We start from the raw sequence: 26,236 nt of genomic DNA on the forward strand, positions 1-26,236 counted from the left end.
CGCGCCCGGGTCGGTCTTGGCAGGGGTGGAGTGTCCTGGCTCCCGGATCGCCGCGCCGCTCCGGCCTTCCCAGGGCGGGTGCCCCGGTGGCGCGCGGGGGAGTGGCGCTCCCCGGTGACAGTGGCGGGACCGCACCGGATTCGCACCGGTTTCCTCGCTCACCCTGCTTGGTCGGTCACATCGTCGCAGATGGGGATGCGCCGGCCAAGCCACGTGGCGTGGATCTCGACTACCCGTCGGTTAACGTCTTCGGTTGTGGTGACAGTGGTGGGCATCGGTGCGGACGGCTGGGCGGGATTGACCGACCCGGCCCGCGACGCGTTGGCCAGGGCCGACGTGGTCGTCGGCGGCGCGCGCCAGCTGGGACTGCTGCCCGACGAGGTCAAGGCGGAGCGGGTCGAGTGGCCGTCGCCGCTGCTGCCCGCGATCCCCGACTTCCTCGACACCCACCGCGGCCGTGAGATGTGCGTGCTGGCCAGCGGCGACCCGGTGTTCTACGGCATCGGGACCACCTTGAGCCGGTTCACCGAGGTCCGCGTCCTGCCGCACCCGTCGTCGGCGTCGCTGGCGTGCGCGCGGCTGGGTTGGGCGCTGGAGGACGTGGAGATCGTCAGCGCGGTGGCCCGCCCGGTCGCCCGGCTGCATGCGGTGATCCACCCTGGCGTCCGGGTGCTGGTGCTCAGCGAGAACGCCTCGACCCCGGCCGCCGTCGCCTCCCTGCTGACCGCGCGCGGGTTCGGCGACAGCGTCATGACCGTGCTGACCGACGTGGGCGGGCCGGGGGAGCGGGTCGACACCGGCATCGCCGACGGCTGGTCGGCCGAGGTGGGCGCGCTGAACCTCGTCGCCGTCGAGTGCGTGGCCAGTGCCGACGCCCGGCGGCTGCCGCGCAGCCCGGGCCTGCCGGACGACGTCTACGAGCACGACGGCCAGATCACCAAACGGGAGATCCGCGCGGTCACCATCGCGGCGCTGGGCCCGGAGCCCGGGCAGCTGCTGTGGGACATCGGCGGCGGGTCCGGCAGCATCGGCATCGAGTGGATGCGCAGCCACCCGTCTTGCCGGGCCATCGCGGTCGAGCCGGAAACGGACCGGGCAGCGCGGATCACCCGCAACGCGGCCAGGCTCGGTGTCCCCGCGCTGCGGGTCGTGTCCGGCTTCGCGCCGGACGCGCTGGCCGACCTGCCTGAGCCGGACGCGGTGTTCGTCGGCGGCGGGGTGACGGTCGAAGGCGTGATCGCGGCGGGCTGGGCGGCGCTGCGGCCGGGCGGGCGGCTGGTGGTCAACGCCGTGACGTTGGAGTCCGAGGCGCTCGTCACCCGGTGGCGGGCCGATCTCGGCGGTGAGCTGATCCGGCTGGCGGTCAGCCGGGCCGCGCCGCTGGGCGGGTTCACCGCCTGGCGGCCGATGTTGCCGGTCACGCAGTGGACCGTGCAGAAGGAGGACACATGACCGTGCACTTCATCGGGGCCGGCCCGGGTGCGGCGGACCTGATCACCGTGCGCGGGCAGCGGATCATCGCCGAGTCGCCGGTCTGCCTGTACGCGGGCGCGCTGGTGCCTGAGGAGTTGCTGGCCCTGTGCCCGCCGGGAGCGCGCAAGGTCGACACGGCGAACCTGACCCTCGACGAGATCATCGGCGAGCTCACCGCCGCACACGCGCAGGGCCACGACGTCGCCCGGCTGCACTCCGGCGACCCGTCGGTGTTCAGCGCGATGGCCGAACAGGTCCGCAGGCTCGACGCGGCCGGAATCCCGTATGACATCACCCCCGGCGTGCCCGCCTTCGCCGCGGCGGCCGCTTCCCTGCGCACCGAACTGACCGTCCCGGGCGTCGGCCAGACCGTCGTGTTGACCCGCACCTCGGCCCGCGCCACCCCGATGCCCGACGGCGAGGACCTCGACACCCTCGGCCGCAGCCGGGCGACGATGGTGCTGCACCTTGCCGTGCAACGGATCGACGAGGTCGTGGCGGAGCTGCTGCCGAACTACGGTCCACTGTGTCCGGTCGCGGTGGTGGCCTACGCGTCGCGTGAGGACGAGGTGATCCTGCGCGGAACGCTGTCGGACATCGCCGATCGCGTCCGGGAAGCGGGGATCAAGCGGACTGCGGTGATCATCGTCGGCCGGGTCCTGGCGCCGGAAGGTTTCTGCGACAGCCACCTGTACTCGGCCGCCCGCGAGCGTTCGTGAGCGCGGCCCACGGTGGCTGCGCGCGGGTGTCAGTGAGTGCGGCCGACGATCGTGCCCGCCCGGTCGATCGCCACCACGTCCACCGCCACCTCGGCACCCCGCAGGACTTCCAGGGCGGTGCGTTTGGCGCCCTCGGCGACGGCGTCACCCAGCGGGATTCCCTTGGCCTGCGACAAAGTAAGGGCTTCCAAGGCCGTGTTGGCGCCGAGGATGCGTTCGGCCAGTTCGCTGTCCCCGCCCGCCTCCACCGCCGTGCGTGCCAGGGCGGCGAGGTTGACCTGGGAGCGGGCGGAGTGCAGGTCGAGGTGGCCGTCCGCGAGCTTCGACAGCTTCGCGAAACCGCCCGCGATGGTCAGCTTGGGCACCGGATGGCGGCGCAGGTACTTGAGCACCGCGCCGGCGAAGTCGCCCATGTCGAGCAAGGCGTCCTCGGGCAGGCCGTAGAGATCCATGACCGTGCGCTCCGACGTCGAACCGGTGCACCCGGCCACATGTTGGTACCCGGCCGCGCGGGCGACGTCGATGCCGCGGCGGATGCTGTCGATCCACGCCGAGCAGGAGTACGGGACGACGACGCCCGTGGTACCCAGAATGGAAAGCCCGCCAAGGATTCCCAGCCGCGGGTTCCACGTCTTGCGGGCCAGTTCCTCGCCGCGGTCGACCGAGATCTCGACCACCACGTCACCGGTCCCGCCGTGCAGTGCCGCCACCACAGCGACGTGGTCGCGCATGAGCGTGCGGGGCACCGGGTTGATAGCCGGTTCGCCGACGGCCAGCGGCAGCCCGGCTTTCGTGACCGTCCCAACGCCCGGCCCCGCGACGAACGTCACGCCACTCCCCGGCGGCCCGTGCCGCACGGTCGAGCGGATCAGCGCGCCGTGGGTGACGTCCGGGTCATCGCCCGCGTCCTTGACCACCCCAGCCATGGCGCTGCCCGGATCGAGGTCCTCCACGGCGAGGGCGAAGGCAGGCGTCTGTCCTTTGGGGAGGGTGATGGTGACCGGGTCGGGGAACTCGCCGGTCAGCAGCGCGGTATAGGCGGCAGTCGTCGCCGCCGTGGCGCACGCGCCCGTCGTCCAGCCGTAGCGCAGCCCTTCCGGCGTGCGCCGTTCCTCGGTCATGCCACCAGGGTGCCTGGTCGGCTCGGCCCGATGTCACCGGGGGTGGCGTGGTGAAGGTGTTGATCCTGGGCGGCACGGGGGAGGCCCGGGCTCTGGCCGCCGCACTGGTGGAGCGCCCGGACACCGAGGTCGTGTCGTCGCTGGCGGGTCGGGTCCGCGACCCGAAGCTGCCGGTCGGCGACGTGCGGGTGGGCGGTTTCGGTGGGCCGGAGGGTCTCGCGGACTGGCTGGCGGCCGAGCGAATCGACGCCGTGGTCGACGCCACGCACCCCTTCGCCCAGCGCATCAGTGCCTCCGCCGCGCAAGCCGCGACTCGCTCCGGTGTTCCGCTGCTCATGCTGCGCCGTCCCGGCTGGTCCGCCCGCCCCGGCGACGACTGGCACTGGGTCGACGACCTCCCCGCCGCCGCGCGCCTGCTCCCGACCGTGGGGGAGCGGGTGTTCCTCACCACCGGCCGCCAGGGCCTCGCCGAGTTCGCCGACTGCCCGGGCTGGTTCCTGGTCCGCTGCGTGGACGCGCCGGAACCGCCCACACCGGCGCAGATGCGCCTGCTGCTCGACCGCGGCCCCTACACGGTCGATGGCGAACGGGCCCTGATGACCGAACACCGGATCGACGTCCTCGTCACCAAGGACAGCGGCGGCTCCCTCACCGTCGCCAAGCTCGACGCCGCCCGCGACCTCGGCCTCCCCGTCGTGATCGTGCGCCGACCACCTACCCCCGACGTCGAGAAGGTCGCGACGGTCGACGCCGCCGTGGCGTGGCTGGACCGCTCAGGTCGTGGACTGGATCAGTAACTCGATCCCGTCGAGCGTGCGGGCCAGCCCGAACTCGAACCCGTCGGTGTCGAACGCGCCCGCCGCGGCGACCTTGGTCATCGCCGGGAACTTCGCCGCGGTGACGTAGGCGTTGAGCACCGGCTCGCGCTCGGCCCACCACTCCACCTCGGTCAGCCCGCTGCGGGCCGACGCCTTCTGCGCGTCGACGGAGATGAACGCCAGTCCGCGCACATAGCTGTCCAGCAGCAGGTACACCCCGAGCATGTCGTTCGGCCCGAGCCCCGCCGACTCGGCCACCGCGAGCAGCGCGTCCATCCGAGCCGTCTCGTTGGGCCCCGGCAACTCGTGCGCGAGCGGCGCCATCAGCAGCCACGGATGACGGTGGTAGGCCGCCCACAGTTCCCGCGCGTACCCCTCCAACGCCGGGCGCCACCCCGCTGCGGGATCGGGCACCGGCAGCTCACCCGACACCTGGTCCCGCATCGCGGCGACGAGGTCGGCCTTGCCGGGGACATAGGTGTAAAGGGACATGGTCCCGACGCCGAGCTTCTCCGCGACCCGGCGCATCGACAGGTCGGCCAGCCCGTCGCGGTCGGCCAACTCGATGCCCGCGGCCACCACCGCGTCCACCGTCAGGTCGGGTCTGCGCCCCCGGCCGGTGTCCCCGGGCGCGCGCCAGAGCAGCGCCATCGTCCTCGCGGGTTCTCTGCGCTCAACTTTGTCCGCCACGCGTGTAACGCCTTCCGTATGCTGTACGATACGGTGTACGAAAGCAGATCGTACGCTGTACCGCCAGTCTAGGAGAGCGCATGCGAATCAACCGTTTCACCGTGGCCGTCACCGTCGACGACGTGGTCGCGGGGGCGGAGTTCTACGTCCGGCACTTTGGGTTCCGGACAATCGTGGCCGAGGACTTCCTCGCGAAGCTCCTGCACGACGACCCGGCCTACGAGCTGTGCCTGATCAAGACCGGCACCTTCGGCGAGGGCCCGCACGCCGCGGGCGTGGTCCTGGCGCTGGAGGTCGAGGACATCGAGGCCGAGGTCGCCCGGCTCGAAGCCGAGGGCGTGTCGATCACCGTCCCGATCCAGGACGAGGAGTGGGGCGAGCGGCTGTGCCAGGTCACCGACCCCAACGGGCTCACCGTGCAGCTCGTGCAATGGGTGGGCGAACGCCCGGCGTAGTGCGCGACCAACCACCGACGAAGGGACAATCACGACTTATGGGGATGATCGCGGCCGACGCCGCAACCCGCCTCGCCCGGTGCGCGGCGGTGTTCGAGCCGGGCGAGCCCGCGCGGACCGGGTCCGTGGCCTTCCACGGCGACCTGCCCGACGGGGTCGGCGCGTCCGGCGAACTGGAGATCGCCGAGCCACACGGCGAGACGGTGACGGTGCCCGTCGTGCGGCTTTCCGTCGCCGACGCCGTGCCGGTGCTCACCCGCGCCCGGCGCGGATCCGACGCCCACCCGGCTGCCGCGTTCTGGGGCGCGGCCGTCCTGGTGGGCCTGCAGCTGGTGGCGCGCGGGCGGATCATGCCCGGCGTCACCGAGAACGGCTTCGACGCCTGGCGGGCGGGCCCGCTCGACCCCGCCGACGCCGAGCGCCTCCGCGAACTGGCCGCCGCCATGCCCGCGGCGGCCCGGGCGATCCCCGTACCTGGGCGCACCCCGCTGGAACTGCCCGACGCGCACACCCTGGTCCGTGGGTTCGTCGACGCGGTGGCCGATGGCATGCCGCGCACCGCCGCGGCGCCGCTGGTGGCGGGCGGCCCGCTGTTCGCCGCCCGGACGCCGACCAAGGCGCCCAAGCTGAGGGCGTGGTCCGACGAGCTGTCGGCAGGCCTCGACGCGGGTGTCCGGGTGTCGCTGCGGCTGGAAGTGCCCGGCGACGACTACACCTCAGGCGCCTTCCACGCAGTCGTCCAAGTCCACTCGCTCGCCGACCCGGCCGTCGTGGTGGACGTGGCGAAACTGTGGTCGGACGGCGGACTCGGCCCCTCGGCCCGCATCGAGGTCACCCTCGCGCTGCGCCGCGCGGCGCGGGTGTGGCCGCCGCTGGAACCGTTGCTGTCCCGGGGCGTCCCCGACCGGCTCACCCTCGACGACGCCGACGTCACCGACCTGTTCCTCCAGGCCCCGCGCCTGGCCGCGGCCGGGATCGATGTGCACTGGCCCAAGGAACTGCTGACGTCGATCTCGGCGAAGGCGGTCATCGGCCAGACCGACCAGCCGCCGTCGAACCTGCGCTCCCTGCTCGGCGGCGACGGTGTGCTGTCGTTCGACTGGCAGCTCGCCCTCGGCGACCAGCCGCTGACCAAGACCGAACTCGACCAGCTCGCCGAGACGCACCGCCCGGTGGTGCGGCTGCGCGACCAGTGGGTCCTGGTCGACCCGGAGATCGCCCGCAAGGCGCGTGATCGCGAGCTGAAGCCGGTCAGCGCGGTGGAGGCTCTCGGTGTCGCGCTCGCGGGCACCGCTGAGATCGACGGCGAACGGGTCGAGGTCGTCAGCAGCAAGTGGCTCGACGACCTGCGGGCGCGCATCGCCGATCCCGACAGCGGCGCCGACGCCGTGGCCCAGCCCGCCGCGCTCACCGCGACGCTGCGCGATTACCAGCTGCGCGGCCTGCGGTGGCTGGCCCGGATGACCTCGCTCGGCCTTGGCGGCTGTCTCGCCGATGACATGGGGCTGGGCAAGACGATCACGCTGATCGCCCTGCACCTGCACCGGCAGTCCGAAAAGGACACGCAGGGGCCGACGCTGGTCGTGTGCCCGGCATCGCTGCTGGGCAACTGGGAGCGTGAGATCACCAGGTTCGCGCCGGGGACGCCGGTCCGCCGCTACCACGGCAATGCCCGCACTCTGGCCGACGACGGATTCGTCCTGACCACCTACGGCACCATGCGGATGGACGCCGAACAGTTGGGCGCGCACCGCTGGGGCCTGCTGGTCGCCGACGAAGCCCAGCACGTGAAGAACCCGTCGTCCAGCACGGCCAAGGCATTGCGGACGATCCCCGCCAACGCGCGGGTCGCGTTGACCGGCACGCCCGTGGAGAACAACCTGTCCGAGCTGTGGGCGGTCCTCGACTGGACCACACCCGGGCTGCTCGGCACCCTCGGCGCGTTCCGCGCCCGCTGGGCCAAGCCGATCGAAGCCGACCGCGACGAGGAACTCGCGCGGCGGCTGTCCCGCCTGGTGCGGCCGTTCCTGTTGCGGCGGCGCAAGTCCGACCCGGGCATCGCACCCGAGTTGCCGCCCAAGACTGAGACCGACCAACCGGTGTCGCTCAGCCACGAACAGGCCGCGCTCTACACCGCCGTGGTGCGCGAGACGATGGAGAGCATCCGGCAAGCCGACGGGATGGCCCGGCGCGGGCTGGTGATGAAGCTGATCACCGGGCTCAAGCAGGTCTGCAACCATCCCGCGCAGTACCTCAAGGAACCGTCGGCGAAGTTGACCGGCCGGTCCGGCAAGCTCGAGCTGCTCGACGAACTGTTCGACACCATCCTCGCCGAGGACGGCTCGGTCCTGGTCTTCACCCAGTACGTGACCATGGCCCGGCTGATCGAGCGGCACCTGCGCGAACGCGGCATCGGCGCCGCGCTGCTGCACGGCGGCACCCCGATCCCGCGCCGTGAACAACTGGTCGCCGAGTTCACCGAGGGCAGGTTCCCGGTGTTCCTGCTGTCGCTGAAGGCGGCGGGCACCGGACTCAACCTGACCCGCGCCGACCACGTCGTGCACTACGACCGCTGGTGGAACCCGGCGGTCGAGGACCAGGCGACGGACCGGGCATACCGGATCGGGCAGACCCGGCCGGTGCAGGTGCACCGGCTCATCGCCGAGGGAACACTGGAGGACCGCATCGCCGAAATGCTCGGCACCAAGCGAGACCTGGCCGACTCGATCCTCGCCTCCGGCGAGTCCGCGCTGACCGAGCTGTCCGATGTGGACCTGGCGGCGCTGGTGGAACTGCGGGGTGGCCAGTGATAGCCCGCGGCTTTCCCGCCTTCCCGCCCGCCAAGCGGCGTCCGGGCCACTTCGCGCGCACCTGGTGGGGGCGGGCGTGGATCAAGGCCATGGAGGACTCGGCGCTCGACGAGCAGCAGCTGCGGCAGGGGCGCAAGTACGCGTACACGGGGTACGTCGGGTCGATCACGGTGAGCCCTGGTCGGCTGGCGGCGACTGTGCGCGACTATGAGGACGACACGTCGTATCAGACCGTGATGCGGCTGGAACCGTTGTCTGATGCGGAATGGCGGCGCTTTCTTGATCAGATCGCGGTGAAGGCTGGGCATATCGCTGCTCTGCTTGATCGGGACATGCCTGCCGAACTGGTGGACGCTGCCGGCGATGCGGGGGTGCGGTTGCTGCCGGATATCGGTGACCTTGATCCGGAGTGTTCGTGTCCCGGCTGGGAGATGCCGTGCCGTCATGCGGCAGCCTTGGCGTATCAGGTGTCTTGGCTGTTGGACGCAGATCCGTTTGTGCTGCTCCTGTTGCGCGGCAAGGATGAAGCGGAACTCCTGGGCGACCTGCATGGTCGCTCCGCCCCTCCCGCAACGGAACTGGCGGTGGACGTCTTCGCCCGCAGGCAGCAGGCGTTGCCGGAACCGCCACCGATTCCCGACGGCAAGCCGACCGTGTTGTCGGTTCCGCCTGCCGAGGGCGTTGATCCGGAAGCCCTGGAACTACTCGCCACGGACGCGGCCACCCGCGCCCGCGAGATGCTGACCGGCGACGTCCCCGACCTCGCGCGCAGACCGGACGCGATCCGCTACGCGGCAACCTATCCGGCCGCGGAAGCTCGGCTGCGGTCTGTTGAGGGGCTTGATAGGGCGGTCGCTGCTTGGCGCAATGGTGGGGAGCAGGGGTTGCGGGTGTTGGAGACTTCCTGGCAGCCGCCTGCGGCTTCCCGTGCTCGGGCGGATGATGCTTTGGCCGCTGTCGCGGAAGGTTCCGTTATTGCGTCCCGCAACCACTGGACTGTGGGGGAGGTGCAGCTTCGGCTGGGGCGGGATGAGCGGTGGTATCCGTATCGGGATCAGGGTGGCGAGTGGTGGCCTGTGGCTCCGCCGCAGGCTGATGTCGCTGCTGCCTTGATCGCCGTGCTGGCCTGATTTGGTGGGGTGCCTGTTTGGGTGGAGTGGTTTCTTTGGGGCCCCTACGAAGAAAGGCCCCTGTCGTGGAAGAGCGGGTGGGGAGCCTTCGGCCCCACGACCACGGCAAGTTTAGGGGCCTTTCTTCTCCCCCAAAGAAACCACTCCACCCAAACAGGCCGTTGCGTTGGCCCCTTGCGTTTCGGCTAGCCGGGGTAGGTGCGCGGGGTGAAGACGGCCTGGGTCCCGTTGCCTCGGGTGACCACTCGTGTTTGTGATGAGCCGATCAGGAGGAGGCAGCGCATGTCCACCGTGGTGGGGTCCAGGTCTTCCAGTCGGACAATGCGGATTGTTTCCTCTGGGCCGCCCACGTCCCTGCCGATCACTACTGGGGTGTCGGGCTTGCGGTGCTTGAGTAGTAGATCCCTTGCTTCGCCGAGTTGCCAGGTGCGGGATTTTGATGCCGGGTTGTAAATGGCGATCACCAGGTCTGCCGCCGCCACCGCGTCGAGGCGTTTGGTGATGACTTCCCAGGGCTTGAGGCGGTCAGAAAGGGAGATGGTGCAGAAGTCGTGTCCCAATGGTGCGCCTACCCGGCTGGCGACCGCCTGTGCGGCGGTGAGGCCGGGGAGGATGCGCACCGGCACATCGGTCCACTGTGGATCGCTTGCCACCTCCAGGACCGCCGCTGCCATGGCGAACACGCCTGGGTCGCCCGAGGAGACGACCGCCACGCGCCTGCCGCGCTTGGCCAGGTCCAGGGCGAACGCGGCGCGCTCCGCCTCGACCTGGTTGTCGGAGGCGTGCCTGCGTTGGCGGGGGTTGGGTGGGACACGGTCGAGGTAGGTGACGTAGCCGACCAGGTCGTCAGCCGTTGCCAAGGCGTCTTGGGCCTCGGGGGTGAGCCACGGGCGTCCGGCGGGGCCGGTGCCCACGACGACGACCTCGCCGACCGACTCCGACGTCACAGGTGCGGCTGCCTGGCCGGCAACCCCGTCGTTGATCGGGCTGGGGAGCAGCGCCAGCGAGAAGTACGGCACCGTTGTCGGGTCCACTTCGGACAGGGGCATGCTGCGGCCCTGGTCCCAGGTCGCCCGCTCCACATACAGTGCGCGGTCGAGTTTGCCTGCCGCCTCGAAAGCGGCGCGGACCTTGCCGAAGGTGCGGCCCAGCTTCATCACCGCTGCCGAGTCCGTGGCCGCGAGGTGTCGGGCTAGATCCTCCTCGGGCAGGGTTCCGGGCAGTACGGTCAGGACTTCTTCGCCCTCGACCAGCGGCCGACCCAGCACCGCCGCCGCCGCGCTTACCGACGTGACGCCGGGGACTACCTCGGTCTTGTAGCGGTCGCACAGGCGCTTGTGCATGTGCATGTACGAGCCGTAGAACAGCGGGTCGCCCTCCGCCAGCACCACGACATTCCGGCCCGCGTCCAGGTGGACCGCCAGTCGGGCGGCGCTCTGTTCGTAGAACTCGGCCATGGCGCCGGCGTAGCCACCCGGATGGTCCGTGGTCTCGACGGTGAGCGGATAGACGAGCTGTTCCTCGATCTGCCCTTCCCGCAGGTACTGCGCGGCCACGCCACGCGCGATGGACTTGCCGTGGCGGGCGCTGTGGTAGGCGATCACGTCGGCTTCGCCGATCAGGCGCGCGGCCTTGACCGTCATCAATTCCGGGTCGCCGGGGCCGAGGCCGACGCCGTATAGGGTGCCCGTCATTCTTGCTCACTCGCGATCGCGTTGATCGCGGCCACGGCCATGGCGCTGCCGCCCCGCCGCCCGCGAACCACCAGGTACGGCACGCTTCCGTGCGCCGCCAAAGCTTCCTTCGATTCCGCCGCCCCGATGAAGCCCACCGGCAGGCCGAGCACGGCTGCCGGCTTGCCCGCGCCCTCGTCGATCATCTCCAGCAGGCGGAACAGCGCGGTCGGGGCGTTGCCGATCGCCACCACCGAGCCCTCGAGCTTGTCGCGCCACAGTTCCATCGCCGCCGCGCTGCGCGTGTTGTCCAAAGTGGACGCCAGGTCGGGGACGGTCGGGTCCGACAGGGTGCAGATGATCTCGTTGTCCGCGGGCAACCGCTTGCGCGTGACACCGGAGGCGACCATGTGCGCGTCGCACAGGACCGGGGCGCCGTCGAGCAGGGCTTTACGGGCCGCGCGGACGACGTCGGGGGAGTAGGCGATGTCGCTCACCAAGTCGACCATGCCGCAGGCGTGGATCATGCGGACCGCGACGCGGGCCACGTCCTCGGGCAGCCCGGCGAGATCCGCCTCGGCCCGGATCGTGGCGAACGAGCGGCGGTAGATCTCCGCGCCGTCCCGGATGTAGTCGATCAAGGTTCCTGCCTTCCAGACACCTGGTAGCCGCTCTCGGTGGCCACCACGTCGATCACCTCGCCCGCGGGTCGTCCGCAGCGCCGTGCGCAGCCGGACCAGTGCGCGGGTCGGTCAAGGGGCCGTGCGTCCGCGCGGACGTCGGCCAGGGATTTGGCGCAGCCGGGTTGCCCGGTGCACGCGGTGACCCCGACCCACGGCGAAGCCGGGTCGGTGATCAAGCCGGGCACGACGGGTTCCGGTCCCGCGACCACCAGACCGCGCCACGGAGTCACCACGACGTCACGGCCCAGCGCCAGAGCCTGCTCGGAGGTCAGCCTGCCCAACGGGACCGCGACCCCGAAGCCGGCGGTTCCGTCGACGAACTCCACCGGACCCACCGGGCCGACGGCGCCGGGCACGCCAGGCTCGACCCGTTCGGCGGTCGTCGGGAACCGGGCGGCGATCATGCTCGCGTCCAGTTCGGCGATCCGCCACTGCTCATCGCGCAGTTCCAGGAACGCGGCGGCGCAAGCCAGCATCGTCGACACCACGTCCGTCCGCGGCACCCGGACACCGTGGTCCGCGCCGCCGAGCAGGATCGCGACCGACGCGCCCACCGGCAGGGCGGCGACGTCCGCGCCCAGCCACGCCACGTCGCCGCGGCCGTCGTCGAAGACGAACAGGAACCGGCCGGGCAGCGCCGCCAACTCCGGCGTCGCACACAGCTCGGCGTCCAGTTCGGCGGCCAAGCCGGGATCGCCCAGCGGCGAAGACATGATGTTGCGCACTTTCTCGTGCGTCAGCGACGGCAGCAGGCCCGCTTCGGCCAGTCGCGCACCTAGCTCGACCTCGGCGCCCTCGGCCAGCCCACGCACCTGAAGGTTCGCCCGGGAGGTCAGCTCCAACACCCCGTCGCCCAGGTCAGCGGACGCTTCCGCGACGGCCCTGAGCTGCGCGAACGTCAGCCTGCCGCCCGGAATCCGCACCCGCGCCAGGCCGCCGTCGGCGGCCCGGTGGACGTCGAGCGCACCCGGGCAGGCGTCGGCACCCGAGCGGCGGTGGGAGATAGGCACCGCCCGAATATAGGGTGAGCCCGACACTGCGATGGCAAGTGGAGGAAGCCGGTGTGAATCCGGCGCGGTCCCGCCACTGTCACCGGGGAATCGCTTCCCCGGAAAGCCAGGAACTCCCGTCATCGCGACCACGACCCGGGGCGCGGACCCCAGGAAGGGCCTCATGATCCTGCTCTTGTCGACCTCCGACACCGACCTGCTCTCGGCGCGTGCCAGCGGCGCCGACTACCGGCTCGGCAACCCCGCCCGCCTCGGCGTGGACGACCTGCCCGCCCTGCTCGACGGCGTCGACGTGGTCATCGTCCGCCTCCTCGGCGGCCGCCGGGCCTGGGAGGAAGGCCTCGACGCCCTGCTCGCCGGAACCCGCCCGGTCGTCGTCCTCGGCGGCGAGGCGGCACCGGACGCGGAGCTGATGGAGTGCTCGACCGCGCCCGTCGGCGTGGTCGCGGAGGCGCACAGCTACCTCGCGCACGGCGGCGGCGACAACCTTCGCGAACTCTTCCATTTCCTGTCCGATACCCTGCTGCTCACCGGCAACGGCTTCGCCAAGCCGGTCGAGCTGGCCACCTGGGGTCCGCTGGAACGTGAGCCGCGCCGAACCGAGGGGCCGAAGATCGGCATCCTCTACTACCGCGCCCACCACATCGCCGGGAACACCGCGTTCGTCGAGGCCCTCTCGTGCGCCGTCGAGGACGCGGGCGGCCAGGCCGTCCCGGTGTACTGCGCCTCGCTGCGCACCGCCTCCGAAGAGCTTCTCGAAGTGCTGGGGACGGTCGACGCCCTCGTGGTCACCGTGCTCGCCGCGGGCGGCACCCGCCCCGCCGACGCCGGTGCGGGCGGCGACGACGGCGCCTGGGACGTCGGCGCGCTGGCCGCGCTCGACATCCCGATCCTGCAGGGCCTGTGCCTGACGTCGAGCCGGTCCACCTGGGAGGAGAGCGACGACGGCCTGTCCCCGCTCGACACCGCGACCCAGGTCGCGGTGCCCGAGTTCGACGGCCGGATCATCACCGTCCCGTTCTCCTTCAAGGAGCAGGACAAGGACGGCCTGTCGGTCTACGTCGCTGACCCCGAGCGCGCCGCCCGCGTGGCGGGTATCGCGGTCAAGCACGCGACCCTGCGCCACGTCCCGGCGGCCGAGCGCAAGATCGCGCTGATGCTGTCGGCGTACCCGACCAAGCACGCCCGCATCGGCAACGCCGTCGGCCTCGACACCCCGGCCAGCGCGATCGCCCTGCTCAACGCCATGAAGGACGCCGGCTACGACGTCGGCGACCTGCCCGGTGTCTCGGCGGGCGACGGCGACGCGCTGATCCACGCGCTCATCGAGGCGGGCGGCCAGGACCCGAACTGGCTCACCGAGAAGCAGCTCTCCGGCAACCCGGTCCGCATCTCCGCCGCCGAGTACGGCACCTGGTACGAGACGCTGCCCGAGGACCTGCGCGCGTCGATGGAGGAGCACTGGGGCCCGGCACCGGGCACGCTGTTCGTCGACCACTCGAACGACCCCGAGGGGGAGATCGTCCTCGCGGCGCTGCAGGCGAACAACGTCGTGCTGATCGTGCAGCCGCCGCGCGGCTTCGGCGAGAACCCGGTCGCGATCTACCACGACCCGGACCTGCCGCCGAGCCACCACTACCTGGCCGCGTACCGCTGGGTCGCGGGCAGCTTCGGCGCCCACGCGATGATCCACCTCGGCAAGCACGGCAACCTGGAATGGCTGCCCGGCAAGAACCTCGGCATGTCCGCGTCCTGCGGGACTGACGCCGCGTTGGGCGACATGCCGCTGATCTACCCGTTCCTGGTCAACGACCCGGGCGAGGGCACCCAGGCCAAGCGCCGCGCCCACGCCACCCTGGTCGACCACCTGGTCCCGCCGATGGCCCGCGCCGAGAGCTATGGCGACACCGCCCGCCTGGAGCAGCTGCTCGACGAGCACTCCAACATCGCCGCGATGGACCCGGCGAAGCTGCCCGCGATCCGCGCCCAGATCTGGACGCTGATCCAGGCCGCCAAACTCGACCACGACCTCGGCCTGGAAGACCGCCCGCACGACGCCGAGTTCGACGACTTCCTGCTGCACGTCGACGGCTGGCTGTGCGAGATCAAGGACGTCCAGATCCGCGACGGCCTGCACACCCTCGGCCTCGCCCCGACCGGTGCGGCCCGAGTCAACCTGGTCAACTCGATGCTGCGTGCCCGCCAGATGTGGGGCGGCAAGGCGTCGGCGCTCCCCGGCCTGCGTGAGGCGCTCGGGCTCTCGGAGGACGGTTCGGAGACCCGCACCAAGACCGACGAGATCGACGCCCGGGCACTCGCCCTCGTCGAGGCGATGGAGACCCACGACTGGTCGATCGACGCGGCCGCCCAGGTCACCCGCGAGGTGCTCGGGACTGAGAACGAAGCTGTCACCGAGGTCCTGACCTTCGCCGCGCTGGAAGTCGTTCCCCGCTTGGCGAAGACCACCGACGAGATCGACCACGTCCTGCACGCCCTCGACGGCGGCTACGTCCCGGCGGGCCCGAGCGGCTCACCGCTGCGCGGTTTGATCAACGTGCTGCCGACTGGCCGCAACTTCTACTCCGTCGACCCGAAGGCGATCCCGAGCAGGCTCGCCTGGGAGACCGGCTCGGCCATGGCGGAGTCCCTTGTGGACCGCTACAAGACCGACACCGGCGAATTCCCGCGCTCGGTCGGCCTGTCGGTGTGGGGCACGTCGGCCATGCGCACGGCGGGTGACGACATCGCCGAAGTGTTGGCGCTGATGGGTGTCCGCCCGGTCTGGGACGAGGCGTCGCGGCGGGTCAGCGGCCTGGAAGTCATCTCCCTGGAGGAGCTGGGCCGCCCGCGCATCGACGTCACGGTCCGAATCTCCGGCTTCTTCCGCGACGCTTTCCCCCACGTCGTCTACCTCCTCGACGACGCCGTGCGGCTGGTGGCGGCCCTGGAAGAGTCCGAAGAGGACAACTACGTCCGCGCGCACGTGCTGGCGGACAACGCAAAAGACGAACGTCGCGCGACCACCCGCATCTTCGGCTCCAAGCCCGGCGCCTACGGCGCGGGCCTGCTTCCCCTGATCGACAGCCACAACTGGCGCGACGACTCGGACCTGGCCGAGGTCTACGCGGTCTGGGGTGGTTTCGCCTACGGCCGCGACCTCGACGGCGCCCCCGCCCGCGAGGACATGGAATCGGCCTACAAGCGCATCGCCGTGGCGGCCAAGAACGTCGACAGCCGCGAACACGACATCGCCGACTCCGACGATTACTACCAGTACCACGGCGGCATGATCGCCACCGTCCGCGCGCTCACCGGCAAGGCCCCCGCCGCCTACATCGGCGACAGCACCAGGCCGGAGTCGGTCCGCACCCGCTCCCTGGAGGAGGAGACCAACCGGGTCTTCCGCTCCAGGGTGGTCAACCCCCGCTGGATCGAAGCAATGCGCCGCCACGGCTACAAGGGCGCTTTCGAACTGGCGGCGACTGTCGACTACCTCTTCGGCTACGACGCGACGACGGGCGTGGTCGCGGACTGGATGTACGACAAACTGGCCCAGACCTACGCCCTGGACCCGGAGAACCGCAAGTTCCTCACCGAGTCGAACCCGTGGGCCCTGCACGGCATCGCGGAACGACTGCTGGAAGCAGCGGAACGCAAGATGTGGGCTGACCCCGACCCGGCCACCCTGCAGCAGCTCCAAGAGCTATACCTGCAGGTGGAGGGCGACATCGAAGCAGGCTCCGAGTAGCAGGCGGACTTCGCCGAATCGACGCCGCGCCGCGGCTGTGAGTGCCATGATCCCCCTCAGCGAACCAGGGGGATGCGATGTCGGTACGAACATGGCGCTCAGCCGCGGCGCTCGCGATCGTGGCGCTGTTCTTCGCGTCAGGAACGGTGATCGCCGCGGAGCGGCCCGGGCGGGGCTCGCTCACGAGCTACCTGGTTGCCCACCTTGGGTGCCTTTCGGTCAGCCCGCCAGAGGGTTACACCGACCCCGGTGGATGGCGGCGGGTCATCGCGTTGTCCCCCGCCGCCGACCACATCGTGCTCGTTCTGGTCAGCCGGTCGTCGGACCTGCGCCTGTGTTCGTCCAGACCCGGCGAGTCCTCGCGGGGCTACTGCCCGGCGAGCGGCTCCGACATGGTCGACAAGCGGTTCCTCGGCTGCTTGTCGACCATGTCGGAGCCGGGCATGGTGGTGGTCGCCGGGGGAGTGGCTCCTGAGGTCGGTGCGCTCGTCCTGCTGCTGCCCGACGGGACCACCCTCGACGCCGAGGTCGCGGGCGGTGCGTTCGTGGTCGCCGGACCTGCGGCCGTGGACGACCATCCCGATTCACTGCGGGTGCGCGTCAGCGACCACGATGGCGCGCCGCTGTACGAGGGCCCGCTATTTCGTCCACCGGGCGTGCGCTAACGAGTCTGTGTAGCAACGTGAACTGGTGCCCGGTCCTACTGGGCACCAGGGTCGTAGCCATGGAACTCGCCGGAATCCTCGTCCCGCTCATCACGCCCTTCACCGCCGACGACCAGGTCGACCGAGACGCCCTGGCCTGCCTGGCCCACGAAGTGATCACCGACGGAGCCACCGGCATCGTCGCCCTGGGCACCACAGCCGAGGTCGCGGCCCTTGATCCCGACGAACGCGCCACCGTCATCGACATTGTCGCGTCGGTTGCCCGGGAACGTCATGTTCCCCTGATCGTCGGCGCGGGCGGCAGCGCCACCGCCGCCTCGGTCCGCGCCCTCAACGAACTCACCCCCGACATCAGCGCCGCCCTCACCCTCGTCCCACCCTTCACCCGCCCCACCGAACAAGGCGTCATCGAACATTTCCGCGTCCTGGCGAAGGCCAGCCCAGTCCCACTCGTCATCTACAACGTCCCCTACCGGACAGCCCTCACCCTCTCCGCCGAAACAGTCCTCCGCATAGCCGAGATCCCCGGCGTCATCGGCACCAAGCACAGCGTCGGCGCGATCGACGCCACCACAATCGCGATCATGAACCACCGCCCGGACGGCTTCGCCGTGCTCGCGGGCGACGACGTCCTGGCCGGACCGCTGCTGGCCCTCGGCGCCGAAGGCGGCATCCTCGCCTCCGCCCACGTCCGCACCGCCGCCTACGCCGACCTGGTCGACGCCTGGGCCAAGGGCGACCTCGACCGGGCCCGCGCCCTTGGCCACCGATTGGCTGATCTCTCCGCCGCCCTGTTCGCCGAACCCAACCCCGCCGTGATCAAGGCCGTCCTGCACGACCAGGGCCGAATCGCCACCCCCGCGGTGCGTCTGCCACACCTTCCGGCCTCACAGACCGCGCTCGAGTCGGCGAGCGGACGACTGGCCTTCGCCATACCGTGACTGACGGTTGACCCGCACCCACCGCGGGTACCCCGGCATCGAGACGGCGAAGGGATTTGAGATGACCGACGACGTGATCGAACTGATCCTCGCTGACCACCGGCTCTTCGAGGACCTGTTCCGGGACCTGCGGGACGACACGAATGACCGGGCGAAGGTGCTGGCCGAGCTGTCCACGCGACTGGTCGCGCACGCCGAGGCCGAGGAAGCTGAGGTCTACCCGGCGCTGCGGAAGTTCAAGAAGGTCGACGCCGAAGAGGTCGAGCACGGCGCGGAGGAACACGCCGAGGGCCACCAGGCGCTGCTGGCCCTGATGGAGATCGAGGACACCTCGTCGGAGGACTGGGAAGACCACCTGCAGAAGCTGGTCGAGGCGGTCAACCACCACCTCGACGAGGAGGAGCGGACGATCCTCAACGACGCCCGCGAGACCGTGCCCGACGAGCGGCGCGCCGAACTGGGGACGAAGTTCGTGGAGGCGCGCGAGGAGCGCATCGCCGCGGGGTGCGGGGACCTGGACTACGTCCGCGAACTGGCGGAGCGCACCGAGGACCGGATCGACGAGTGAGAGGACGAGAACGATGATCTTGCGCAGGCTGGCCCGACCGATGCTCGCCGCGATCTTCATCTCCGGCGGGATCGACGCGTTGCGCAACCCGGCGGCGCACGCGGAGGCGGCGAAGCCGTTGCTGGACACGATGATCGGCACGGCGGGCGACCGGCTGCCCGCCCAGGTGCCGACCGACCCGCAGACCCTCGTCAAGATCGACGGCGCGGTCAAGATCGGCGCCGGGGTGGCGCTCGCGCTGAACAAGTTCCCGCGGGTCGCGTCGCTGCTGCTCGCCGGGAGCCTGGTGCCGACCACGCTGGCCACCCACCGGTTCTGGGACGAGAAGGACAGCGCGGTCGCCACGAACCAGCGGATCCACTTCATGAAGAACGTCGGGCTGCTCGGCGGCCTGCTGCTGGCCGTGGGCGACACCGAGGGCAAGCCGTCGCTGGGCTGGCGGGCCCGGCGGGCCACCCGCGAGGTCAACAAGCGGGCCCACGAACTCGGCGAGTGGGCGCACGACACGGGTGAATCGGTGACCGAGACGGTCGCCGAGGCGCCGCGCAAGGCCCGCAAGGCGCTGGCAGGCGTGCTGCCCGGCTGAGCCACTGAGGCGCGGGTCACGTCCGACTGCTCCGCGGGACGCGGGTTTTGTCCTGACCTCCTATTAGGTTGGGACAAAGCCCCGTGGAGGTGTCCGTGATCCGTGTGCCCGCCGAGTCCGCCCTGCGTCGTGCCCTGCGCCGAGCGCGCGACGGTGTCACGCTCGACCAGGTCGAAGCCGAGGTGCTGCTGCACGCTCGCGGCGAGCACCTCGAAGACCTGTTCGACACCGCCTCCCGCATCCGCGACGCGGGGTTGGAGGCGGCTGGGCGCCCCGGGGTCATCACGTACTCGCGCAAGGTCTTCATCCCGCTGACCAGGCTGTGCCGCGACCGCTGCCACTACTGCACGTTCGCCACGGTCCCGCACCGCCTGCCCGCGCCGTTCCTGAGCCCCGACGAGGTCCTTGAAATCGCCCGTGCGGGTGCCGCGATGGGCTGCAAGGAAGCGCTGTTCACCCTCGGCGACCGGCCGGAGGACCGCTGGGACGCCGCCGCGGACTGGCTGGAGGCCGCGGGCTACCCCGACACGCTGTCCTACGTCCGCGCGATGGCCATCCGGGTGCTGGAGGAGACCGGCCTGCTGCCGCACCTCAACCCGGGCGTGCTCAGCTGGACCGACCTGCAGCGGCTCAAGCCGGTCGCGCCGTCGATGGGCATGATGCTGGAGACCACGTCGGAGAAGCTGTGGGCCGAGCCCGGTGGGCCGCACTACGGCTCGCCGGACAAGGAACCGGCGGTCCGGCTGCGGGTCCTGGAGGACGCGGGCCGCTCGGCGGTCCCGTTCACCACCGGCGTGCTCATCGGCATCGGCGAGACCCTGGCCGACCGGGTCGAGTCGCTGTTCGCGATCCGCGGGGTGTCGCGGCGCTACGGCGGCATCCAGGAAGTCATCGTGCAGAACTTCCGCGCGAAGCCGGATACGGCCATGCGCGGCATGCCCGACGCGGAGGCCGAGGAACTGGCCGCGACCGTGGCCGTCGCCCGGGTCATCCTCGGGCCGAAGGCGCGCATTCAGGCCCCGCCGAACCTCATCGGCGGCGAGTTCGAGTTGCTGGTGCGCGCGGGCATCGACGACTGGGGCGGCGTCTCACCGCTCACCCCCGACCACGTCAACCCCGAGCGTCCCTGGCCGCACATCGACGAGTTGGCGTCACGGACGGCGGCGGCTGGGTTCCGGCTGGCCGAGCGGCTGACGATCTACCCCGAGTACCTCCGCCGCGGCGAGCCGTGGCTCGACCCCCGGCTGTCCGCGCACGTGGCGGCCCTGGCCGACCCGGAGACCGGGCTGGCCGTCGAGTCGGCGCCGCTGGTCGGCAGGCCCTGGCAGGAGCCGGAGGTCTCGCTCGCCGAGTCCGGCCGGACCGACCTGCACACGTCGATCGACACCGAGGGTCGCACCAGCGACCGCCGCGACGACTTCGACTCCGTCTACGGCGACTGGGACGAGCTGCGCGGCCAGGTCACGCAGCGGCCCGCCGCCGTCTTATCCGACGGAGTCGTGCGCCCGGAGTTCCTGCGGGCGCTGCGGCACGCGGAGAAAGACCCGAGTGGACTGTCCGACGCGGACTCGCTGACCCTGCTGTCGGCGGGCGCGGGCGCGGAGATCGAGGCCCTGGCCGAGCTGGCCGACGGGCTGCGCCGCGACGCCGTGGGCGACGTGGTGACCTACGTGGTCACGCGCAACATCAACTTCACCAACGTCTGCTACACCGGCTGCCGGTTCTGTGCGTTCGCCCAGCGCCGCACCGACGCCGACGCCTACACGCTGTCGCTGGACCAGGTCGGGCAGCGCGCCGAGCAGGCGTGGTCGGTGGGCGCCACCGAGGTCTGCATGCAGGGCGGCATCCACCCCGACCTGCCCGGTACCGCGTACTTCGACATCGCCGCCGAGGTCAAGCGCCGCGCGCCGGGCCTGCACGTGCACGCGTTCTCGCCGATGGAGGTCGTCAACGGCGCCAGCCGCACCGACCTGTCCATCCGCGACTGGCTGACCGCGGCCCGGGAGGCCGGTGTGGACTCGCTGCCCGGCACGGCGGCGGAAATCCTCGATGACGAGGTTCGGTGGGTGCTCACCAAGGGCAAACTGCCGACCGCCACCTGGCTCGAGGTGGTGACGACCGCGCACGACCTGGGCATCCCCACGACGTCGACGATGATGTACGGCCACGTCGACAAGCCCGAGCACTGGGTCGCGCACCTGAAGCTGCTCGCCCGCACCCAGGAGCGCACCGGCGGCTTCAGCGAGTTCGTTCTGCTCCCATTCGTCCACACCAACGCGCCGCTGTACCTGGCGGGCATCGCCCGGCCGGGCCCCACGCACCTGGAGAACCGCGCGGTGCACGCGCTGGCGCGGATCCTGCTGCACGGTCGGATCGCCAACATCCAGACCAGCTGGGTCAAGCTCGGCGACAGCGGCGTCGTCGACGTGCTGCGCGGCGGGGTGAACGACCTGGGCGGCACCCTGATGGAGGAGACCATCAGCCGCATGGCGGGCAGTGACAACGGCAGCTACAAGACGATCGCCGACCTGGAGGCCCTCGCCAGCGCCGCGGGCCGCCCGTCCCGGCAGCGGACCACCACGTACGGCACCGTGCCCGCTGAACGCCTCGCGACCGGCCGCGCGCACGACGGCGTGTGGAAACCCACCCTGCTGCCTCTGCTGGGGTCCTGACCTGCGAAGTTCGGAGTTGTCGGTAAACGACAGAATCCCTGCGTGTTTCCGCACGCGAGTTGCGGTGTTTTGGTCGTTGAATACCGCTCCACAAGGCGATACCTTGCGACACCGGGCATGATCGAAGACGCGTGACGGATCGCGGAGGTTTGTGGTGGATCGATACGAACGCTTGAGCGCTTTGCTCGACCTGCTCGGCCAGAGCGGCAAGGTGGACGTCGAAGACCTGGCCCGGGACCTCGACGTCTCCGCGGCCACCATCCGCCGCGACCTCGACCACTTGGCCGAGCAGCAGCTCCTGACCCGCACGCGCGGGGGAGCGGTAGCGAACAACGTGGCCTACGACCTGCCGCTGCGCTACAAGACGGCTCGTCATGCCTCGGAGAAGGAGCGGATCGGCAAGGCCGCGGCTGCCTTGGTGTCCCGTGGGGCGGTTATCGGGCTCAACGGTGGGACCACGACCACGGAGATCGGGCGCGCGCTGGCGATTCGGCCGGACTTCGCCCAGTCGGATGAGCCGGGCGTGACCGTGGTGACCAACGCTTTGAACATCGCGAACGAACTGGCGGTTCGGCCGCATGTGAAGATCGTCGTGACCGGGGGAGTGGCTCGGCCTCAGTCGTTCGAACTGAGTGGGCCGCTTGCGACCCGCATCCTGGATGAGATCACTTTGGACATCATCTTCTTGGGTGTTGACGCCGTTGATCCTCTTCGTGGTGCTTATGCGCATCATGAGGGGGAGGCGAGCATCAACCGGTTGATGACGCAGCGGGCTCGGCAGGTTGTGTGTATCGCGGACAGTTCGAAGCTGGGGAAGCATGCTTTCGCTCAGATTTGTCCGACTTCGGCGATCAGCATTCTGATTACTGATTCTGAGGCTTCTGCGGAGACTGTTGCGGCCTTTGAGGCTGAGGGCGTGGACGTTCGTATCGTGTGAAAGCTCTCCTGCTCGGTTCTCCGCCCGGCTCTCGCTGTGGGTGCCTGGGGTTGGCTGTGGGGTGCCTGTTTGGGTGGAGTGGTTTCTTTGGGGCCCCTACGAAGAAAGACCCCTGTCGTGGGAAAGCGGGGTGGGAGCCTTCGGCCCCACGACCACGGCGAGTTTAGGGGTCTTTCTTCTCCCCCAAAGAAACCAGTCCACCCAAACAGGCCGTCGCGTTGGCCCGTTAGGTTCTGCTGGTGGCTCTGTCTGTCTTAGCGCGAACCCGCGCCCAGCATCGCCAATACCAGTGTCGCGTAGCGCTTGCCGAGTTCTGCCGGGCCCGGTGTGCTTGCCGCCGTGTACCACCTTGCGATATCCACGCACAGGGACAGGGTTGCCCTGGCCGCTGAGCGGACGTCGCACGCGAAGACGCCTGTGGTGACGCCTTCCTCGATCAGTGCTCGCACCACCCGTTCCGTGCGTCTCCGCAGGTCGGCGACCGTGGTGTAGTCCGCCTTCGGTAGCGCCGTGATCTCGTACTGGACTATCCGGGCGATGCGGTGGTGGGTGGCGTGCCAGGAGGCCATCTCCGCTACCAGGACCCGCATCCGGTCTGCTGGGGTGCCCGGGCCGGCGGCGGCGGCTTCGACGATTGCCAGGGCGCGTTCGTGGCCGCTGAGGCTGATCGCTGACAGCACCGCCGCCTTCGACGGGAAATGTACGTACAGTGCCGCCGGGCTCATCCCTGCCGCGGTGGAGATGTCGCGGGTGGTGGTGGCGTGGTAGCCGTTGTCGGCGAACGATTCCACCGCGGCGGCCATCAGTCTGCGGGCCGCCGCGGCTGTCACGTCCGGGAACGCCCCGGCTACCAACTCGCTCATCCCGGCAGGTTAACCAATGACGCCAGTGCGGCGCGGTGCCTGCCGGGGGTGCCGAGCGCAAGCTCGTCGGCCTTGGCGCGCTTCAGGTACAGGTGTGCGGGGTGTTCCCAGGTCATCCCGATCCCGCCGTGCAGCTGGACGCACTCCTCCGCCGCGCGCACCGCTACCGTCGAGCACAGGGACTGCGCCACCGCTACCGCCACCCGCACGTCGTCGTTGGACGTCGCCAGGGCGTCGGCGGCGTTGAGGGCTGCCGCGCGGGCCAGGACGATCGACTGCCACAGGTCCGCCAAGCGGTGCTTCAGCGCCTGGAACGAGCCGACGGGCCTGCCGAACTGGTAGCGCTGCTTGAGGTAGGCCACCGTCGTCGTCAGGCACCACTCGGCGATGCCCACCTGCTCGGCCGCCAGCAGCGCCGACCCGGCCAGCAGCGCACTGTCCACAGCGGACTCGCCGGAACCGGTCAGCCGCACACCAGGATCGTCGAACGTCACGTCCCACACGGGTCGCGTCAGGTCCAGTGACACCACCGGCTGCACGGAAGCCGCTTCCACCAGGTGCAAGCCACCGTCCGCGGGCACCAGGAACTGGTCGGCCACACCGGCGTCCGCAACCGAGCGGACTGTCCGGGCGAGCGGACCGTCCACCGGGCCGGACAACGGGATCGCCAGCACCACAACGGATTCGCCGGACGCCATCCGCTTCAACGCGTCCTGCGCGTGCGGGTCGTCCGACAGCGTCAGCAGCGCGGCCGTGGCCAGCATGGTGCCCAGGAACGGGACGGGCGCCACCGCGCGGCCCAGTTCCTCGGCGACCACCGCGGCCTCGCGCCAGCTCACGCCCTGGCCGCCGAGTGACTCCGGGATCGGCAGTGACGTCGCGCCCAGGTCCACCAGGGTTCGCCACAGGTCCAGGTCCGACGGCGTGGACGACTCGACGCGGCCCAGGACCGTCGCCGCGTCGGCCTTGTCCGCCAACAGTTCCCGAACGCCCGCGCGCAGCGCTTCCTCGACGTCGGAGGTCAGCAGGTTGGGGTCGCTCATTTCGGCAGGTCCTTCCACGCGACGTCCTTGTCGACCCGGGGTTCGCTCGGCAGGCCCAGCACCCGCTCGGCGATGATGTTGCGCAGGATCTCCGACGTGCCGCCCTCGATCGAGTTGCCCTTGGCGCGCAGGTAGCGGTAACCCGCGTCGCGGCCGGTGAAGTCGACCATGTCGGGCCTGCGCAGCGTCCAGTCGTCGTAGCGCAGGCCGTCGTCGGTGATCTCCAGCTCCAGCCCGGACAGCTCCTGGGCGAGCCGGGCGAAGGCCAGCTTCATCGCCGACCCCTCCGGGCCGGGAGCGCCGTTGGCCAGCTGCTGGCGCAGCCGGATTCCGGCCAGCCGCAGCGCCTCGGCCTCGACCCACAGCTTCAGCAGCCGGTCGTGCGCCTCCGGTGTGCGCCGGTCCGGGTTGGCCCGCCAGGTGTCGGAGACGACCCCGATCATGCCGCCCTCACGCGGAATGGACCGGCCGCCGATGGCGACGCGCTCGTTCATCAGCGTTGTCTGCGCGACCCGCCAGCCGTCGCCGACCTCGCCGAGGCGGTGCGCGTCCGGGATGCGCACGTCGGTCAGGAAGACCTCGTTGAACTCGGCCTCACCGGTGATCTGGCGCAGCGGCCGCACCTCGACGCCCGGGTCGGTCATGTCGCACACGAAGTACGTCATGCCCGCGTGCTTGGGCACGTCCGGGTCGGTGCGGGTCACCAGGATCGCCCACCGCGCGGTGTGCGCGCTCGACGTCCACACCTTCTGCCCGGTCACCAGCCAGTCGTCGCCGTCGCGGCGGGCCCGGGTGCCCAGGGCAGCCAGGTCCGATCCGGCGCCCGGCTCGGAGAACAGCTGGCACCATACCTCTTCGCCGGTCCACAGTGGACGCAGCAGCCGCTGTTTCAGCTCGTCGGACCCGAAGGCGAGGATCGTCGGCGCCGCCATGCCCAGCCCGATGCCAATCCGGCGCGGGTCGTTGTCGGGAGCGCCCGCGGCGGCCAGCTCGGCCTCCACGAGCTCCTGCTGCGCCCGCGGCAAACCCAACCCGCCCAGGCCTTCGGGGAAGTGCACCCACGCGAGGCCGGCGTCGAACCGGGCGCGCAGGAAGTCGAGCCGGTCGGTCGTCGCCGGGTCGCGCTCGGCGAGGAACGCCTTGACCCGCCCGCGGACGTCGGTCACGTCGTGTCCTTTCCTGGGACGAGCAGCACGACGGCCTCGGCGACGCAGCCTGGCTTGTCCTCGCCCTCGATCTCCACGGTATAGGCGAAGACCGCCTGGACACCGAGCGCCACCGGCGTCACCGACTTCAGTTCCGCGCCCGCCCGCACCCGCGAACCGACCCGGACCGCGCTGGGGAACCGAACCTTGTTGAGCCCGTAGTTGACGCCCATCGAGAAGCCGCGGAAGTCGTAGATCTCCCGGCCCAGCATGGGAAGCAGCGACAGGGTGAGGTAGCCGTGCGCCACCGTGCCGCCGAAGGGGCCCTTCGCGGCGCGCTCGGTGTCGAGATGGATCCACTGGTGGTCGCCGGTTGCGTCGGCGAACTGCTGGACCTGCTCCTGGGTGATCTCATGCCAGCCGCCATAGCCCAGGTGCTGACCCTGCGCGGCGGTAAGGGAGTCCAAGCCGGTGAATGTGTGCACG

The 26,236-nt window shown here is 70.6% G+C and carries 22 protein-coding genes and 2 riboswitches; of the genes, 13 read left to right on the forward strand and 9 right to left on the reverse strand.

Annotated features, from left to right (window positions below):
• Positions 1–29 precede the first annotated feature (29 nt).
• Positions 30–155: riboswitch (cobalamin riboswitch) on the reverse strand.
• Between the two features lie 100 nt (positions 156–255).
• Positions 256–1,452, forward strand: a complete 1,197-nt coding sequence (gene cbiE / locus C8E96_RS22580) for a precorrin-6y C5,15-methyltransferase (decarboxylating) subunit CbiE (RefSeq protein WP_228770197.1) — start codon at positions 256–258, stop codon at positions 1,450–1,452.
• Complete coding sequence (gene cobM / locus C8E96_RS22585) at positions 1,449–2,192, forward strand: precorrin-4 C(11)-methyltransferase (RefSeq protein ID WP_091382362.1); 744 nt, start codon at positions 1,449–1,451, stop codon at positions 2,190–2,192. The genes cbiE and cobM overlap by 4 nt, the downstream gene beginning before the upstream one ends.
• A gap of 29 nt (positions 2,193–2,221) precedes the next feature.
• On the opposite strand, the gene C8E96_RS22590 is transcribed toward cobM, so the two are convergent.
• Positions 2,222–3,313: a cobalt-precorrin-5B (C(1))-methyltransferase gene (locus tag C8E96_RS22590; RefSeq protein WP_091382359.1), complete on the reverse strand. Its 1,092-nt coding sequence runs from the start codon at positions 3,311–3,313 to the stop codon at positions 2,222–2,224.
• A 47-nt stretch (positions 3,314–3,360) separates the two neighbouring features.
• Here C8E96_RS22590 and C8E96_RS22595 point away from each other — a divergent pair, with 47 nt between their 5' ends.
• On the forward strand, positions 3,361–4,110 hold the full coding sequence (locus C8E96_RS22595) for a cobalt-precorrin-6A reductase (RefSeq protein WP_176926832.1): 750 nt from the start codon (positions 3,361–3,363) through the stop codon (positions 4,108–4,110).
• Here the strand turns inward: C8E96_RS22595 and C8E96_RS22600 are convergent.
• The gene (locus tag C8E96_RS22600; RefSeq protein ID WP_133794675.1) at positions 4,087–4,821 is read right to left on the reverse strand and encodes a TetR/AcrR family transcriptional regulator; all 735 of its coding nucleotides are present in this window, start codon (positions 4,819–4,821) and stop codon (positions 4,087–4,089) included. The genes C8E96_RS22595 and C8E96_RS22600 overlap by 24 nt on opposite strands.
• Before the next feature lie 80 nt (positions 4,822–4,901).
• Here C8E96_RS22600 and C8E96_RS22605 point away from each other — a divergent pair, with 80 nt between their 5' ends.
• From C8E96_RS22605 to C8E96_RS22615, 3 genes are all read left to right on the forward strand, one after another.
• Positions 4,902–5,276 (forward strand): VOC family protein, encoded by a 375-nt coding sequence (locus tag C8E96_RS22605; RefSeq protein ID WP_091382354.1) that lies wholly within the window; start codon positions 4,902–4,904, stop codon positions 5,274–5,276.
• Positions 5,277–5,314: 38 nt separating this feature from the next.
• Positions 5,315–8,086 carry a DEAD/DEAH box helicase gene (locus tag C8E96_RS22610; protein ID WP_228770195.1) on the forward strand — a complete coding sequence of 924 codons (2,772 nt, stop codon included), beginning with the start codon at positions 5,315–5,317 and terminating at the stop codon, positions 8,084–8,086.
• Between the two features lie 89 nt (positions 8,087–8,175).
• Positions 8,176–9,216 carry an SWIM zinc finger family protein gene (locus tag C8E96_RS22615; protein WP_228770194.1) on the forward strand — a complete coding sequence of 347 codons (1,041 nt, stop codon included), beginning with the start codon at positions 8,176–8,178 and terminating at the stop codon, positions 9,214–9,216.
• Between the two features lie 185 nt (positions 9,217–9,401).
• On the opposite strand, the gene cobJ is transcribed toward C8E96_RS22615, so the two are convergent.
• Genes cobJ through C8E96_RS22630 form a run of 3 tightly spaced genes read right to left on the reverse strand, consistent with a single transcriptional unit; the run spans position 9,402 to position 12,582 of the window.
• Positions 9,402–10,910, reverse strand: coding sequence for a precorrin-3B C(17)-methyltransferase (gene cobJ / locus C8E96_RS22620; protein WP_091382351.1), 1,509 nt, complete (start codon positions 10,908–10,910; stop codon positions 9,402–9,404).
• Entirely contained in the window at positions 10,907–11,530 is a 624-nt protein-coding gene (locus tag C8E96_RS22625; protein WP_091382349.1) for a precorrin-8X methylmutase, read from the reverse strand. Before C8E96_RS22625 ends, cobJ begins: the two co-directional genes overlap by 4 nt.
• Positions 11,527–12,582 carry a hypothetical protein gene (locus tag C8E96_RS22630; protein ID WP_091382347.1) on the reverse strand — a complete coding sequence of 352 codons (1,056 nt, stop codon included), beginning with the start codon at positions 12,580–12,582 and terminating at the stop codon, positions 11,527–11,529. Before C8E96_RS22630 ends, C8E96_RS22625 begins: the two co-directional genes overlap by 4 nt.
• Before the next feature lie 15 nt (positions 12,583–12,597).
• Positions 12,598–12,717, forward strand: a riboswitch (cobalamin riboswitch).
• Positions 12,718–12,745: 28 nt separating this feature from the next.
• On the opposite strand from C8E96_RS22630, the gene cobN reads away from it, so the two are divergent.
• The 7 genes from cobN (at position 12,746) to C8E96_RS22665 (ending at position 22,699) form a co-directional block, all read left to right on the forward strand.
• A complete protein-coding gene (gene cobN / locus C8E96_RS22635) occupies positions 12,746–16,330 on the forward strand; it encodes a cobaltochelatase subunit CobN (RefSeq protein WP_091382508.1) in 3,585 nt (1,194 codons plus the stop codon).
• 77 nt (positions 16,331–16,407) lie between these two features.
• Positions 16,408–16,995, forward strand: a complete 588-nt coding sequence (locus C8E96_RS22640) for a hypothetical protein (protein ID WP_091574935.1) — start codon at positions 16,408–16,410, stop codon at positions 16,993–16,995.
• Positions 16,996–17,054: 59 nt separating this feature from the next.
• Positions 17,055–17,936, forward strand: a complete 882-nt coding sequence (gene dapA, locus C8E96_RS22645; protein WP_091382343.1) for a 4-hydroxy-tetrahydrodipicolinate synthase — start codon at positions 17,055–17,057, stop codon at positions 17,934–17,936.
• Between the two features lie 61 nt (positions 17,937–17,997).
• Complete coding sequence (locus C8E96_RS22650) at positions 17,998–18,504, forward strand: hemerythrin domain-containing protein (RefSeq protein WP_091382507.1); 507 nt, start codon at positions 17,998–18,000, stop codon at positions 18,502–18,504.
• Between the two features lie 13 nt (positions 18,505–18,517).
• Positions 18,518–19,090 carry a DoxX family protein gene (locus C8E96_RS22655; protein WP_091382341.1) on the forward strand — a complete coding sequence of 191 codons (573 nt, stop codon included), beginning with the start codon at positions 18,518–18,520 and terminating at the stop codon, positions 19,088–19,090.
• A gap of 122 nt (positions 19,091–19,212) precedes the next feature.
• Positions 19,213–21,762 carry a bifunctional FO biosynthesis protein CofGH gene (locus C8E96_RS22660; protein WP_228770211.1) on the forward strand — a complete coding sequence of 850 codons (2,550 nt, stop codon included), beginning with the start codon at positions 19,213–19,215 and terminating at the stop codon, positions 21,760–21,762.
• Between the two features lie 154 nt (positions 21,763–21,916).
• Positions 21,917–22,699 (forward strand): DeoR/GlpR family DNA-binding transcription regulator, encoded by a 783-nt coding sequence (locus tag C8E96_RS22665; RefSeq protein WP_091382504.1) that lies wholly within the window; start codon positions 21,917–21,919, stop codon positions 22,697–22,699.
• Between the two features lie 254 nt (positions 22,700–22,953).
• On the opposite strand, the gene C8E96_RS22670 is transcribed toward C8E96_RS22665, so the two are convergent.
• Genes C8E96_RS22670 through C8E96_RS22685 form a run of 4 tightly spaced genes read right to left on the reverse strand, consistent with a single transcriptional unit; the run spans position 22,954 to position 26,235 of the window.
• Positions 22,954–23,562 (reverse strand): TetR/AcrR family transcriptional regulator, encoded by a 609-nt coding sequence (locus tag C8E96_RS22670; RefSeq protein ID WP_091382340.1) that lies wholly within the window; start codon positions 23,560–23,562, stop codon positions 22,954–22,956.
• Positions 23,559–24,605, reverse strand: a complete 1,047-nt coding sequence (locus C8E96_RS22675) for an acyl-CoA dehydrogenase family protein (RefSeq protein WP_091382337.1) — start codon at positions 24,603–24,605, stop codon at positions 23,559–23,561. The genes C8E96_RS22670 and C8E96_RS22675 overlap by 4 nt, the downstream gene beginning before the upstream one ends.
• The gene (locus tag C8E96_RS22680; RefSeq protein WP_091382335.1) at positions 24,602–25,771 is read right to left on the reverse strand and encodes an acyl-CoA dehydrogenase family protein; all 1,170 of its coding nucleotides are present in this window, start codon (positions 25,769–25,771) and stop codon (positions 24,602–24,604) included. Before C8E96_RS22680 ends, C8E96_RS22675 begins: the two co-directional genes overlap by 4 nt.
• Positions 25,768–26,235 carry a MaoC family dehydratase gene (locus C8E96_RS22685; protein WP_091382332.1) on the reverse strand — a complete coding sequence of 156 codons (468 nt, stop codon included), beginning with the start codon at positions 26,233–26,235 and terminating at the stop codon, positions 25,768–25,770. Before C8E96_RS22685 ends, C8E96_RS22680 begins: the two co-directional genes overlap by 4 nt.
• Between the last annotated feature and the right edge of the window lies 1 nt (position 26,236).

The organism is Actinokineospora alba, assembly GCF_004362515.1.
GTDB lineage: Bacteria > Actinomycetota > Actinomycetes > Mycobacteriales > Pseudonocardiaceae > Actinokineospora > Actinokineospora alba.

Coding starts and splice junctions, on each gene's coding strand:
- C8E96_RS22640 (WP_091574935.1), top strand. CDS start 16,408: ATGTCGGTACGAACATGGCGCTCAGCCGCGGCGCTCGCGATCGTGGCG.
- cobM (WP_091382362.1), top strand. CDS start 1,449: ATGACCGTGCACTTCATCGGGGCCGGCCCGGGTGCGGCGGACCTGATC.
- cobN (WP_091382508.1), top strand. CDS start 12,746: ATGATCCTGCTCTTGTCGACCTCCGACACCGACCTGCTCTCGGCGCGT.
- C8E96_RS22670 (WP_091382340.1), bottom strand. CDS start 23,562: ATGAGCGAGTTGGTAGCCGGGGCGTTCCCGGACGTGACAGCCGCGGCG.
- C8E96_RS22650 (WP_091382507.1), top strand. CDS start 17,998: ATGACCGACGACGTGATCGAACTGATCCTCGCTGACCACCGGCTCTTC.
- C8E96_RS22610 (WP_228770195.1), top strand. CDS start 5,315: ATGGGGATGATCGCGGCCGACGCCGCAACCCGCCTCGCCCGGTGCGCG.
- cobJ (WP_091382351.1), bottom strand. CDS start 10,910: ATGACGGGCACCCTATACGGCGTCGGCCTCGGCCCCGGCGACCCGGAA.
- C8E96_RS22675 (WP_091382337.1), bottom strand. CDS start 24,605: ATGAGCGACCCCAACCTGCTGACCTCCGACGTCGAGGAAGCGCTGCGC.
- C8E96_RS22655 (WP_091382341.1), top strand. CDS start 18,518: ATGATCTTGCGCAGGCTGGCCCGACCGATGCTCGCCGCGATCTTCATC.
- C8E96_RS22590 (WP_091382359.1), bottom strand. CDS start 3,313: ATGACCGAGGAACGGCGCACGCCGGAAGGGCTGCGCTACGGCTGGACG.
- C8E96_RS22605 (WP_091382354.1), top strand. CDS start 4,902: ATGCGAATCAACCGTTTCACCGTGGCCGTCACCGTCGACGACGTGGTC.
- dapA (WP_091382343.1), top strand. CDS start 17,055: ATGGAACTCGCCGGAATCCTCGTCCCGCTCATCACGCCCTTCACCGCC.
- C8E96_RS22615 (WP_228770194.1), top strand. CDS start 8,176: ATGGAGGACTCGGCGCTCGACGAGCAGCAGCTGCGGCAGGGGCGCAAG.